At 66.7% G+C, this 11,968-nt stretch carries 11 protein-coding genes; 7 read left to right on the forward strand and 4 right to left on the reverse strand.

Translation table 11 applies throughout. The features are described 5' to 3' along the window. Positions 1-155: 155 nt before the first annotated feature. Positions 156-956 carry an MIP/aquaporin family protein gene (locus tag ABDW49_RS21230; protein ID WP_343615015.1) on the forward strand — a complete coding sequence of 267 codons (801 nt, stop codon included), beginning with the start codon at positions 156-158 and terminating at the stop codon, positions 954-956. Positions 957-1,019: 63 nt separating this feature from the next. After that, positions 1,020-2,504: a glycerol kinase GlpK gene (gene glpK / locus ABDW49_RS21235; RefSeq protein ID WP_343615017.1), complete on the forward strand. Its 1,485-nt coding sequence runs from the start codon at positions 1,020-1,022 to the stop codon at positions 2,502-2,504. Positions 2,505-2,507: 3 nt separating this feature from the next. On the opposite strand, the gene ABDW49_RS21240 is transcribed toward glpK, so the two are convergent. Then, the gene (locus ABDW49_RS21240) at positions 2,508-2,813 is read right to left on the reverse strand and encodes a Dabb family protein (protein ID WP_343615019.1); all 306 of its coding nucleotides are present in this window, start codon (positions 2,811-2,813) and stop codon (positions 2,508-2,510) included. Positions 2,814-2,835: 22 nt separating this feature from the next. After that, entirely contained in the window at positions 2,836-3,321 is a 486-nt protein-coding gene (locus ABDW49_RS21245) for a cupin domain-containing protein (protein ID WP_343615021.1), read from the reverse strand. A gap of 302 nt (positions 3,322-3,623) precedes the next feature. Between ABDW49_RS21245 and ABDW49_RS21250 the strand changes: the two genes are divergently transcribed. From ABDW49_RS21250 to ABDW49_RS21260, 3 genes are all read left to right on the forward strand, one after another. Beyond that, the gene (locus ABDW49_RS21250) at positions 3,624-4,001 is read left to right on the forward strand and encodes a hypothetical protein (protein WP_343615022.1); all 378 of its coding nucleotides are present in this window, start codon (positions 3,624-3,626) and stop codon (positions 3,999-4,001) included. A 119-nt stretch (positions 4,002-4,120) separates the two neighbouring features. Next, complete coding sequence (locus ABDW49_RS21255; RefSeq protein WP_343617343.1) at positions 4,121-5,017, forward strand: histone deacetylase; 897 nt, start codon at positions 4,121-4,123, stop codon at positions 5,015-5,017. A 166-nt stretch (positions 5,018-5,183) separates the two neighbouring features. Next, a complete protein-coding gene (locus ABDW49_RS21260) occupies positions 5,184-7,133 on the forward strand; it encodes a S9 family peptidase (protein WP_343615024.1) in 1,950 nt (649 codons plus the stop codon). Positions 7,134-7,287: 154 nt separating this feature from the next. Here ABDW49_RS21260 and ABDW49_RS21265 read toward each other — a convergent pair whose 3' ends face one another. After that, positions 7,288-8,631: an ATP-binding protein gene (locus ABDW49_RS21265; RefSeq protein ID WP_343615026.1), complete on the reverse strand. Its 1,344-nt coding sequence runs from the start codon at positions 8,629-8,631 to the stop codon at positions 7,288-7,290. Then, the gene (locus ABDW49_RS21270; RefSeq protein ID WP_343615028.1) at positions 8,628-9,323 is read right to left on the reverse strand and encodes a response regulator transcription factor; all 696 of its coding nucleotides are present in this window, start codon (positions 9,321-9,323) and stop codon (positions 8,628-8,630) included. The genes ABDW49_RS21265 and ABDW49_RS21270 overlap by 4 nt, the downstream gene beginning before the upstream one ends. Positions 9,324-9,438: 115 nt before the next feature. Between ABDW49_RS21270 and ABDW49_RS21275 the strand changes: the two genes are divergently transcribed. Both ABDW49_RS21275 and ABDW49_RS21280 read left to right on the forward strand, forming a co-directional pair. After that, positions 9,439-10,899, forward strand: coding sequence for a TolC family protein (locus ABDW49_RS21275; RefSeq protein ID WP_343615030.1), 1,461 nt, complete (start codon positions 9,439-9,441; stop codon positions 10,897-10,899). After that, positions 10,896-11,966 (forward strand): efflux RND transporter periplasmic adaptor subunit, encoded by a 1,071-nt coding sequence (locus tag ABDW49_RS21280; RefSeq protein WP_343615032.1) that lies wholly within the window; start codon positions 10,896-10,898, stop codon positions 11,964-11,966. Before ABDW49_RS21275 ends, ABDW49_RS21280 begins: the two co-directional genes overlap by 4 nt. Positions 11,967-11,968: the final 2 nt, after the last annotated feature.

Below are 11,968 nucleotides of genomic sequence, written 5' to 3' on the forward strand. Positions count from 1 at the left end.
TCTCTTTCGAAAGTGAGTCCGTTCAATGTTCGAATGCGAAAATATGATCGCAATAACGAAAATGCAAACGAAACTGTTGACGCTGGCGCGAAAGCGTGAGCAGATGGCCGAAGCAGGCGAAAACGCCCCGTTGGATGCATCGTGAGAGGATGGGCATGAGATTGGACCACAAGCTGCGTGGCGAGTTGATCGCGGAGGTGATCGCCGTGGTGATCATCATCACGCTGGGCGATTCGGCGGCGGCGATGATCACGCTCTATGATCCCAGCCCCTATGCCACCGCCTATTGGGGCGTGTGCATCGCCTGGGGTCTGGCGGTGACTCTAGCCATTTTCGTGACCGGCGCGGTGTCGGGCACCCATGCCAATCCGGCGGTAACGCTGGCGCTGACGCTGTTTCGCGGTTTCCCCAGGGAAAAGGTGCTGCCTTACTGGATCGCTCAGGTGATCGGCGGTTTCATCGGCGCGGCGCTGGTGCTGCAGCTCTATCATCCGGTCATCGACGCCTACAATGCCGCCCATGGCCTGACCCGCGCGGGCGGCGGCGCGGCGGGTGTGTTCTTCACCCATCCGGGGCCGCATATCCTGCCGATGCATGCTTTCTGGGACGAGGTGATCCTGACCGCCATCCTGCTGCTGGGCATTTTCGCCATCACCGATGAATACAACACCAGCGCCCCCATGGCCAATTCGGGTGCGCTGATGATCGGGTTGCTGGTGGCCACCATCGGCGCTTCGGGCGGCTTTCTGGAGGCCTGGGCGATCAACCCCGCGCGTGACCTCGGGCCGCGCCTGCTGGCGTGGCTGGCGGGATGGGACGCCTCGGCCTTTCCCGGTCCTGACAATTACTGGTGGGTGCCGATTGCGGCGCCTTTGCTGGGCGGCGTTGTGGGCGCGGGGATCTATCAGTTCCTGATCAAGCCCTACTTGCCCAAGGACCGCAAGATTTTGCAATAAAACAGGCCGCGCCAGCCTTTTAGCCAGCCCGCTTTCGGCCAGCCCGCCTTTGGAGAGTTCCTGATGACCCTAGCCCGCCATATCCTCGCCATCGATCAGGGCACCACGTCGACGCGCTCGATCGTGTTCGATGACGCCGCGCGCCCGGTCGCCACCGCGCAGAGCGAGTTCGCGCAGCATTACCCCGAGCCGGGCTGGGTCGAGCATGATCCCGAGGACATCTGGCGCGACACGCTGGCCACCGCGCGCGAGGCGATCGAAAAGAGCGGCGTCGGGGCGGGGGGCATCGCGGGCATCGGCATCACCAACCAGCGCGAAACCGTGGTGGTGTGGGAGCGGGCGAGCGGCAAGCCTATCCACAATGCCATCGTCTGGCAGGACCGCCGCACCGCGCGGCTGTGCGGCGAGCTGAAGGCGGATGGTGCGGAACCCGATGTGCGCGCCCGCACCGGCCTGCTGCTCGATCCCTATTTTTCCGGCACCAAGCTGGCGTGGATTCTCGACCATGTCGAGGGCGCGCGGGCGCGGGCCGAAAAGGGCGAGCTGGCTTTCGGCACCATCGACAGCTTTCTGCTCTGGCGGCTGACCGGCGGCAAGGTGCATGCCACCGATGTGACCAATGCGGGCCGCACCCTGCTCTACAACATCCGTGAGCAGCGCTGGGATGAGGAGCTGTGCCGCCTGCTGCGCGTGCCGATGCAGATGCTGCCCGAAGTCCATGACAATGCCCATATCTTCGGCATCACCGACAAGAGCCTGCTGGGCGCGGAAATCCCCATCGCGGGCATTGCCGGGGACCAGCAGGCAGCGCTGTTCGGGCAGGCCTGTTTTCAGCCGGGCATGGCCAAATCAACCTATGGCACGGGCTGCTTCATGCTGCTCAACACCGGGGCGCAGGCGCTGGAGTCGCAGAACCGTCTGCTCACCACGCCCGCCTATCGCCTGAACGGGCAGATGACCTATGCGCTGGAAGGCTCGATCTTTGTCGCGGGGGCGGCGATCAAATGGCTGCGCGACGGCATCGGCGTGATCACCAGCGCGCGCCAGACCAACGATATGGCAACGCAGGTGCCCGACAACAACGGCGTCTATATGGTTCCCGCCTTTGTGGGGCTGGGCGCTCCGCACTGGAACCCGGACGCGCGGGGCGCGATCTTCGGCCTGACGCTGGGGGCCACGCAGGCTCACCTGGCCCGTGCCGCGCTGGAGGCCGTGGCCTATCAGACGATGGATCTGGCCAGCGCCATGATCGAGGATGGCAGCGCGCGGCCCGAAGCCCTGCGCGTGGATGGCGGCATGGCTGCCAATGACTGGCTGTGCCAGTTCCTGGCCGACATGCTCGACGCGCCGGTGGAGCGGCCGGTGCATCTGGAAACCACGGCGCTGGGCGCGGCCTTCCACGCCGGGCTGGCCACGGGCGTCTGGCCCGATCTGGATGCGCTGGCGGCAACCTGGACGCAGGGCGACCTCTTCACGCCCGCCATGAAGAAGGCCGAGCGCGACGCGCTGGCCGCCGGCTGGCACGATGCGGTGCGCCGTACGCTGTAAGGCTTACGGCAGCGTCTCGACATCATAGACCACCACCTTCGACCAGAGGTGGCTGCAGGTCTCGACGAAGCGCTGGTGGATGGGGTGGCTCTGATAGGCGGCCTGATCGGCAAGACTGTCGAAGACCATCAGTTCGGAGACGGCAAAGCCGCTGTCGACGACATCGCGCTGCTCGGTCGAGGCCGGGATGCCGATCTGCAGCGAGCGGATCAGGGGTATCTCGCCCAGCGTTTTCAGGCCGCGCACCAGAGTGTCGCGATCCTCCAGCGATGCGGGATTCTTGAGCCAGAAGAAGGCATGATGCAGCATGAAAGCGGCTCCTTGGGTTGGGTTATTGGCTGGCCGAAGGGATCTTGATGCCCAGCAGCACCAGCCCCTCGCCCTCGATCCCGAAATAGTGAGGCATGCCCGCCGGGATCAGAAAGACATCGCCGCGTTTCAGCGCCCTTTTGGTGCCGCCCTGGATTTCCCCGCCTTCCAGCAGGCCGGGATGGGTTTCGTGGCTCTGGGTCATGGTGCCGCCTGACAGCATCCATCCGCTGCCCTGCATCACCGTGACATACTCTGCCTCGCGCACATGCACCGCTGGCGGCCGGGGACGATGCCAGTATTCCAGCGCCGCCGTGGTGCCATTGGCCAGCAGCACAGGCTGCCAGAGCAATGAGGTGTCGGGCTTGACCCGCGCTTTCATCGCGGAGATCTGCGCCCCCAGATCGTCTGCCGAAATCAGCGCGGCGCCATGGCTGGCCTCGATCGGCAGGGGCGCCGTATCGGCGGCCTGCGATGGAACCGCATGCAGCATCGCGAGGACTGCCATCGCTGTTGCTCCCATCACGCGCCAATGAGCCATATGATCTCTCCCCTTTGTGGTGGTGCGTTTGTGGCTTTCCACCCTCGGAGATAACCTAAACCATTTACCTCAGGGGAAAAGCCCCCTGATAGAGGATGAAACCGTATGCTGAGTGCCGTCGCCCGCCTCCGGCTGAGAATGCTTCCTTGCTCGACGGCAATGACCGCTTTTCACCTATACTGCGGATTGATGTGCCATTCTTGACAAGAAAATGACGTTTTATCTTGTGAACGGTGTCTCTATACATGCTCTCGTCAGGAGAGCGTGACATGCTGAACCGCAAGCTTCTCTTATCCTTGATGCTGGCCTCCATCGCTACGGCGTGCCATGCGCAGCCGCCCACCAAGCTGACCAATGGTCGCGCCACCACCGCTGTCCGGGCCCTGCTTGGCCTGGATCAGGTGCGCGTCGTGCTGGGAACCTGCAAGGCGGCCTTGAATGCGAAGCCGGAAGGGGCAACGGCCTGCACGTTCCTGGTCGTTTCCGGCGGCGGAACATCCGAATCGCAGGCGGATTTCCGCTGGTCCGGGCGAGAATGGACCGCCACCCCCAGCGAATCCCAGACAATCCTGCCTTTCCCGGATCCGGTGCTGGCGGATGTTCATTCATGGTCGAAGATCGACGACAATGCCGGGCCCATTGGTTGATGCCCCCGGAAGCCCGCCCTGCCTTCGATCTGGCTGGCCCCTTTTTTTGCGCAAAATGCCGGGGTGGCGTGACCGCAAGAGGCTCGACGGGCGTGGTCAGGGCCGTTAACGCCCGGGGGATGCTGCATGTCGTCCACCATCCGGGCTATGTTGTCGCCACCGACAGCCCCGGCACCTTTCCGCATGACAAATATGCTCTGGTCATGCGCGCGCTGGGCGAAAGCGGCGCGGCGATGACGGTGCATGTGCCCGAGATCATGCCCAGAGCCTGGCTCGAGGCGGTCCATGATCCGACCTATGTCGAGGAGGTCGTCACCTGCAAGGTTCCCGCTGAAAAACAACGCAGGATCGGCTTCGCGATCGACGAGCGGATTTCGCGCAGATCGCAACTGTCGCCGGGCGGAACATGGCTGGCGGCAAAGCTGGCGTTGCGGCACGGCTATGCCGCCAACAGCGCGGGCGGCAGCCACCATGCTCTGGCGGAGACCGGGGCAGGATACTGTGTTTTCAACGATCTGGCGGTCGCTGCCAACAGGTTGATCGCAGAGGGAGATGCCTCACGCATCCTGATTTTGGATCTCGACGTGCATCAGGGCGATGGGACCGCAGCACTCACGGCAGGGCGTGGCGACGTTTTCACGCTGTCCCTGCACGCCGAGAAGAATTTTCCCGCGCGAAAGGCGCGTTCGTCGCTGGACATCGCCTTGCCCGACCTGACAGGCGACGCCGCTTACCTCGAAGCGCTGAGTGGCTGCCTGCCCGGTGTTCTCGACCATTTTGTGCCGGACCTCATCCTTCTGCAGGGCGGTGTCGATGCCCATAGGGACGACCGCCTGGGGCGGTTGGCCCTCACCGATGACGGGCTTGCGGCACGCGATCACATGGTGTCGTCGCAGGCGCGGCTTCGAGGGATACCGCTGGCGAGCACGCTGGGCGGGGGATATGGCCCGGACCGGGAGGCGGTGGCCTTGAGACATGCCCGCACGATCCTGACGCTGGCTGCCCCGTTCGGCTAGGCAAGCTGTCACGGGCTGTCTGGACATCCGGCGAAAGCCGGATGTGAGGCACCGGCCCTTCCGAAGGCACGCCAGCTGGGAGAGGCAAAGCGCGATAAAGCAGGGTTGCGATGCTTCCCCTGTCGTCCTAGCCCCTTGCCGATCGTTTCACGGAGTCTCCTGCCCCATGCGCCTTCCCGCCTGCGTGCTTCTGGCCGCCACCATGCTGGCCTCTCCTGTCCAGTCTCAAACCACGCCGCAAGCCGCGCCCCAGGCCGCCCCGGAGCCCATCCACGGCTATGACGGGCTGGCTCTCGCGCCGAAGGGAGATCGTCTGGCCGCAGTGGAACCGGCGGGCAAGGATCATTCCGCCATCGTCCTGCGCGCCGCGACGGATGGCCATGTGCTGACCACGCTCGATCCTTGCGGCACCTGCACCTATGCTGGCCTGAGCTTTGCGCAGGATGGCGCTCTGGCCTTTGTTGCGCGCGACCGTGCCAAGGGAACCTCCAGCCTGATGCTGGCGCAGGACGGCCAGCTCCGCACGCTGGCCACCATTGCCGGACTTGCGGCCACGCCACGCTTCTCGCCCGATGGCCAGCGCGTGGCGCTGCTGGTGACTCTGGGTGCATCAAAGGAAACCGGGGCGACACAGGCCGGAGCCCGGCAGGTGGGCGAGATCGGCGACAAGAGTGACGAACAGCGTCTGGCGCTTTTCGACCGCAAGGCCAGCCTCGCCAGCGCCGATATCAGGCCGCTGACCCCTGCCGACCGCTACATCTATGAATATGACTGGGCGCCTGACGGGCGCAGCCTGGTCGTCACCAGCGCGGTGGGCAATGGCGACAACAACTGGTGGGTGGCCACGCTGGACGCGGTGGATGCCGCCACCGGCGCCCTGCGCACCATCGCCAAGCCCGCCACCCAGATCAACATGCCCCGCGTCTCCCCGGACGGCAAAACCGTGGCCTTCATCGGCGGCGTGATGAGCGATTTCGGCTCGATCGGCGGTGATGTCTGGACCGTGGCTCTGGCCGGCGGCACGCCCGCCAACCGCACGGCGGGCGACAAGGCCACCGTCAACGCGATCGACTGGACCACGGGCGGCCTGCGCGGCACCCGCCTTGCCGGTGACAGCGCGCAACTGGTGTCGTGGGGGGCAACCGGCCCCGCGAAGGTCCTGTGGAGCGCCCCGGTGAGCCTTGGCGCCGGCGATGGCCGTGCCGTGTGGTCGGCCGATGGGAGCCATGTGGCCAGCGTGCGGCAGGATTTCACCCATGGCCCCGCCATTCTGGCAGGCACCGCCACTGCCCCGCGCATCCTCACCCATGACAATGACAGGCTGCCCGCCCTTGCCCGCGCGCGCAGCGTGACATGGACCAATGATGGCTTCACCGTGCAGGGCTGGGTTCTGGCGCCGCTCACCGCTGAAAACGCGGCCAAGGCGCCGATGGTGACGATCGTCCACGGCGGCCCCGCGGCGGCCAACGAACCGCGCTATGTGCAAAAGGGCACCGTGGCGGATCTGCTGGCCAAGGGCTATTACGTCTTCTACCCCAATCCGCGCGGATCCTATGGGCAGGGTGAGGCCTTCACTGCTGCCAACCGGCGTGACTTCGGCGGCGGCGACTTGCGCGACATCCTGACGGGCATCGATGCGGTGGAGAAGATCGCCCCCATCGACGACAGCCGCCTTGGCCTGACCGGGGGCAGCTATGGCGGCTTCATGTCGATGTGGGCGAACACGCAGACCAGCCGCTTCAAGGCCATCGTCGCGGCGGCGGGCCTGTCGAACTGGATCAGCTATTACGGCACCAACGGGATCGACCAGTGGATGCTGCCCTTCTTCGGCAAGACCATGTATGACGATCCGGCCGCCTATCGCGCGGCTTCGGCCATCGACTTCATCAAGCAGGCGAAGACCCCCACCTTCATCTATGTGGGCGAGCGCGATATCGAGGTGCCGCCCACGCAGTCGGTGGAATATTGGCACGCGCTCCATGATCTGGGCGTGCCGACCAGCCTGGTGATCTACCCGGACGAAGGCCACCGCCTGCGCCAGCCCGCCCATATCAAGGATGCCGCCGCCCGCACCGTCGCCTGGTTCGACACTTATCTGGCTGCTGGCAAGCCCTGAGAGTCCGTTTGGAAAATGCGCGAAAGCGCATTTTCCTGAGCAGCACCAGCCCTCCCCCCCCCCCGGCCACCCATCGGTCGTATCCTGTGGGTGGCCGGGCGGGGGAGAGGCTTGGTGTCGCAAATTCGGCTTCGCCGAATTTCCAAATAGCCGCTCAGGCCGGGCGCGCGCTGTGCGTGCCCGGCGGAACATCCTGGCTGTTGTGCTCGGACTCTCCCTCGGGCGCCGCCTCTTCCCAGCGCGCCGGCAGGGTGATGCCCACCTGGAAGCCGACAGGCAGCCGGTTTTTCAGGACGATCATCCCGTCATGGACGACCACCGCGCGCCTGGCGATGGCCAGACCCAGCCCGAAGCCACCCGTCTCGCCCTCGCCCCGATGGAAGGGCTCGAACAGGCGCGAAAGCTGCTCGGGAGGCACGCCGGGCCCCTCATCCTCGATCTGGACAACGATCCGGTCGGCTTCCTCGGACAGGGTGACCCGGATCGTGCCGTTCCGGGGTGAGAAACGCAGCGCATTGCGCAACACATTTTCGAAAGCACGTCGCAGCAATTCGGCATCGCCCGCGACATCTGCGTGAAAGCCCTCCGGCATGCTGGCGTGGCAAAAGAGGTCGATCCGCACATTTTTCGCTTCGCTTTCAAAGCGGACGTCGGCCAGAATGTCTTCGATCAGCGAACGCAGATGGACGAAATGCTCCAGCGGAGCGCTGGCGCTTTCCAGCCGCGACAGGGTGAGCAGACTGCCGGCCATCGCATCCAGCCGCCGCGCTTCCTGCTCGATGCGGTCGAGGGCGGTCACCGCGCCCTCGGGCTTTTGCCGGGCCAGGGCGATGGCCAGTTGCAGGCGGGCGAGCGGCGATCGCAATTCATGCGACATGTCATCGATGAGCTGGCTGCGCGACAGCACAAGCTGCTCGACCTTTTCGGCCATGCCGTCGAAATCGCGGGCGAGATCCGCGATCTCGTCGCGGCGGCGCCCCATGCGCGCGGCCAGACGCACCCCCAGATCGCCGCGCGCAAAGCGCTCCAGCCCCTCACGCAGGGCCCGGATCGGCAGCGCGAGATAGAGGCCCAGAATGGCCGCGAAGATCAGGCCCGACAGGATGCCGCTGATGTAGAAGATCAGCGGCGGGGTGATGCCGCCCTTGTTGAATTTGCGTGGCAGGCGGTAAAAGATGCGCCAATGGCGGCCATCGGGCGCGGTCGCCTGCGCGGTGGTGGCCTGGGCGCCGGGGGGAGGCGCAGCGCCATCGGCGGCCACGACCAGCGTGGGATTGGCGCCCCCGGTCAGAGCGACCGGGATGGCCTGGGGGCCCTCATGGGTGATGATGGCGGCGGCCATCTGTTCCAGACGCGGGGCGGCATAGCGCTCCAGATCGTTGGCCCAATAGGGATGGTGGCGTTCGATGACGATGAACAGCGTCCACAGCACACCCAATTGCCCGAAAAAGACGCAGCAAAAGGCGGTGAAGATCTTCCAGAACAGCCTGCCCTTCATGGTGCCACCTCCAGCCGCCAGCCGATGCCGCGCACCGTGGCGATGCGCAGGCGTTCGCGGCTGGCGCGTTCCAGCTTTTGCCGCAGATTGGAAATATGAACGTCGATCGAGCGGTCATAGCTTTCCCGCCGCCGTCCCAGCAGGCGCAGCGACAGCTCGTCCTTGGTCGAGACGCGCTCGCCCCCGCGCAGCAGGATTTCCAGCAGGTTGAACTCGGTCGCGGTCAGTTCCAGGGCCATGCCCTCCCACCCGGCCCAGCGCCGCGCGGCATCCAGCGCCAGAGCGCCGAGCCGCAGATGGTCGCCGCTGGCCGCCCGCCGCGCCGGGCGGCGCAGCACGGCGCGCAGCCGCGCCACCAGTTCGGGCGGGAAATAGGGTTTGGCGACATAATCATCCGCGCCCAGCTCCAGCCCGATGACGCGTTCGGTGTCGTTGCTCTTGGCGGTCAGCATGATGACGGGCACGTCGCTCGTCCCCCTTATCGCGCGCAGCAGGTCGATGCCATTGCCCCCCGGCAGCATCACATCGAGGATCACCGCGTCATAATGGCCCGAGAGCGCCGCCTCGCGTCCATCGGGCAGGGTGTGCACGGCGCGGCAGGCAAAGCCTTCCCCCTCCAGATATTCGGCGAGCATCTGGGTGAGGGCGGCATCGTCATCGACCAGCAGAATGTTGAAGGCAGGCGTGTTCATGGCTGCCTTGTGACGGTTTGCAAGGGCGCTGTCCCGCCCGATTTACACAATCCTTACACTTCACTTGCGAAGTCCTGACCCGCAAGCGCCGATCCGGCTGGCATAAGCGGCCATCATGCGACGCCATTCCCTTTCCCTGACGCTGCCGGCCCTGCTTCTGCCTGCCCTGCTACTGGCCGGTTGCGCGGCGACCTCGGTGTCCCGGCCCGATCTGCGCCTGCCCGAGCGCTTCACCGCCGACACGCGCGGGCAGGATGCCCAGCCTGCCGCGGCGCAGGCGCTGGACCGCTGGTGGCTGCTGTTCTCCGATTCCCAACTGACCGCGTTGGAGGATGAGGCGCTGGCCCATGCCCCCGATGCGCGCTCGGCGCTGGCCGTGCTGGATGAGGCGCGGGCGACGCGCTCGAAGGCCTTGCTGGCCTATGATGTGCAGGGCAATGCCTCGGGCTCGATCACGCGCGGCCAGACCTCGATCAGCGGCAACAGCGCGTTCCAGATGGCGCCCTCGGGGCAGACCACCACCACGGCGGGCAGCTTTTCGCCCTCATGGGAGCTTGATCTGTTCGGTCGCCGGGGGGCGGCGCGTCAGGCCGCCGATGCCGATCTGGTGACGGCGACCTTCACCTATCATGCCGCCTTGCAGAGCCTGACCGCGCAGGTGGCCTCCAATCTGTTCGAAGCGCGCGGCCTCTCGCTGCAACTGGCCGAGGCGCGTGACAGTCTGCGTGTGGCGCGTGAACTGGCCGAGATCGGCGTGCGCAAGGCCAGGGCGGGGATCGGCGCCGATGTCGATGCCGACAGCCTGATCGCCGACCGCGCCACGGCGCAGGCCAATGTCGTCCAGCTTGAGGCGCAACTGGCCGTCTCGCGCCAGACCTTGCTGGTGCTGCTGGGCCGGGCCGGGGCCGCGCCCGAAAGCCTGCCGGTGGATGGCGCGCTGGGGCCGCCGCCCGATGTGCCGCAGACCACGCCCGCCACGCTGCTGGTGCGCCGCCCCGATGTGATGCAGGCCGAGGCCCGGTTGCGCTCGGCCATGGGCACGCTGCGGCTGGATTCGCTGGCCCTGTTGCCCAAGATCAACCTGCAGGCCTCCACCAGCATCAGCGCCATTGCCGGCCCGGCGGGTTACACCACCTCGCTGTGGTCACTGGCCGCCGGCGTGGCCATGCCGGTGTTCGACCGCGCCCGCCTGCTGGGCGAGGTGCGCGCCCAGCGCGCCCGCGCCGAGCAGGCCGCCATCGCCTATGAAAAGGCGGTGCAGACCGGCTTTGGCGAGGCGCAGAACCAGTTGGCCACCTATGCCGCCGACCGCGCACGCCTTGGCCTGCTGATCGAGGCGGAGGCGCGCGCCCGCCACGCCTTCGACGGCCAGAACGCCGGTTATCGCGCCGGTGTCGTCGATCTCACCGCGCTGCTCACCGCCGAGCGCACATGGCGCTCCAGCCGCAATGCGCTCTCGATGCTGCGCGCCACCACGCTGAGCGACGGGGTCAATGTCTTCCGCGCGCTGGGCGGCGGCTGGACCCCGCTCGACCCGAACCATCCCGTGACATCTTTTCCGGATCACAGACCATGACCGCCCGTCCGCTCTTTCTTGTCGCCCTTATCGCTCTTGCCGCCTGCCACAAGGCCGAGGCGCCGCCGCCCGGCGCCGATACGCCGCGCGCGGTGCCCTTCGCCGCCGTGGTCCGCCAACCGCTGGGCACCGGCATCGATGTGTCGGGCCGCCTTGTCGCGCGTGAGGAAGCGGCGGTGTCGAGCCAGCTTTCGGGCTATCTGGTGGCGCGGGTGGCGGTCGATCAGGATGCGCTGGTGCAGGCCGGGCAACCGCTGGCCTATCTCGATGAGACGCTGCTGCGTTCCGATATCGCGCAGAATCGGGCCGCCGTCGCCCAGTCGCGTGTGGCCGCCGAAAAGGCCAATCAGGAGGCCTCGCGCGTCTCGGCGCTCGACCATACCGGCGTGCTGTCGGACGAAGCCATCGCCCAGCGCCGCCTTGCCGCGCGCACGGCACAGGCACAGGTCGACCAGTCGCAGGCGCAATTGTCCGCCCAATTGGTGAGGCAGGGGCTGATGGTGGTGCGCGCGCCGGTGGCGGGGCGGGTGCTGACCCGCACGGTGCGGCCCGGTGACGTGGCCTCGCCCTCGACGGTGATGTTCACGCTGGCACGCGATGACCGCAGCGAACTGGATGCCGAAATTCCCGAGGAGCTGCTGGGCGCCGTCCATCCGGGCGATCATGCGCGGGTGCGCCTTGCCTCGGGCCGCTGGGTGGAGGGCACGGTGCGCCTCGTCGCCGCGCAGGTCGATGCGCAGACGCGGCTGGGCCGTGCGCGCATCCTGCTGCCGGTGGATCGCGAGATCCGTCCCGGCGGTTATGCCCGCGCCGAAATGGCCGGGCCCCCGGTGCCGGTGTTGGCCGTGCCGGAGGCGGCGGTCTCCTATGACGGCAATGGCGCCTCGGTGACGGTGATCGAGGCGGGCGACAAGGTCCGCCGTGTGGCCGTCAAGACCGGGCGGCGCGGCGGCGGCATGATCGAACTGACCCAGGGACCGCAGGCCGGTGTGCGTGTGCTGACCGGATCGCAGGACTTCGTGCTGGACGGCGAGAAGGTCCAGCCCGTGGCGCAGAAGGGGCGTTGATT

The organism is Novosphingobium sp., assembly GCF_039595395.1.
Lineage (GTDB): Bacteria > Pseudomonadota > Alphaproteobacteria > Sphingomonadales > Sphingomonadaceae > Novosphingobium.

Coding starts and splice junctions, on each gene's coding strand:
- ABDW49_RS21240 (WP_343615019.1), bottom strand. CDS start 2,813: ATGCTGCATCATGCCTTCTTCTGGCTCAAGAATCCCGCATCGCTGGAG.
- ABDW49_RS21255 (WP_343617343.1), top strand. CDS start 4,121: ATGCTGCATGTCGTCCACCATCCGGGCTATGTTGTCGCCACCGACAGC.
- ABDW49_RS21250 (WP_343615022.1), top strand. CDS start 3,624: ATGCTGAACCGCAAGCTTCTCTTATCCTTGATGCTGGCCTCCATCGCT.
- ABDW49_RS21260 (WP_343615024.1), top strand. CDS start 5,184: ATGCGCCTTCCCGCCTGCGTGCTTCTGGCCGCCACCATGCTGGCCTCT.
- ABDW49_RS21275 (WP_343615030.1), top strand. CDS start 9,439: ATGCGACGCCATTCCCTTTCCCTGACGCTGCCGGCCCTGCTTCTGCCT.
- ABDW49_RS21230 (WP_343615015.1), top strand. CDS start 156: ATGAGATTGGACCACAAGCTGCGTGGCGAGTTGATCGCGGAGGTGATC.
- ABDW49_RS21265 (WP_343615026.1), bottom strand. CDS start 8,631: ATGAAGGGCAGGCTGTTCTGGAAGATCTTCACCGCCTTTTGCTGCGTC.
- ABDW49_RS21280 (WP_343615032.1), top strand. CDS start 10,896: ATGACCGCCCGTCCGCTCTTTCTTGTCGCCCTTATCGCTCTTGCCGCC.
- ABDW49_RS21245 (WP_343615021.1), bottom strand. CDS start 3,321: ATGGCAGTCCTCGCGATGCTGCATGCGGTTCCATCGCAGGCCGCCGAT.
- glpK (WP_343615017.1), top strand. CDS start 1,020: ATGACCCTAGCCCGCCATATCCTCGCCATCGATCAGGGCACCACGTCG.
- ABDW49_RS21270 (WP_343615028.1), bottom strand. CDS start 9,323: ATGAACACGCCTGCCTTCAACATTCTGCTGGTCGATGACGATGCCGCC.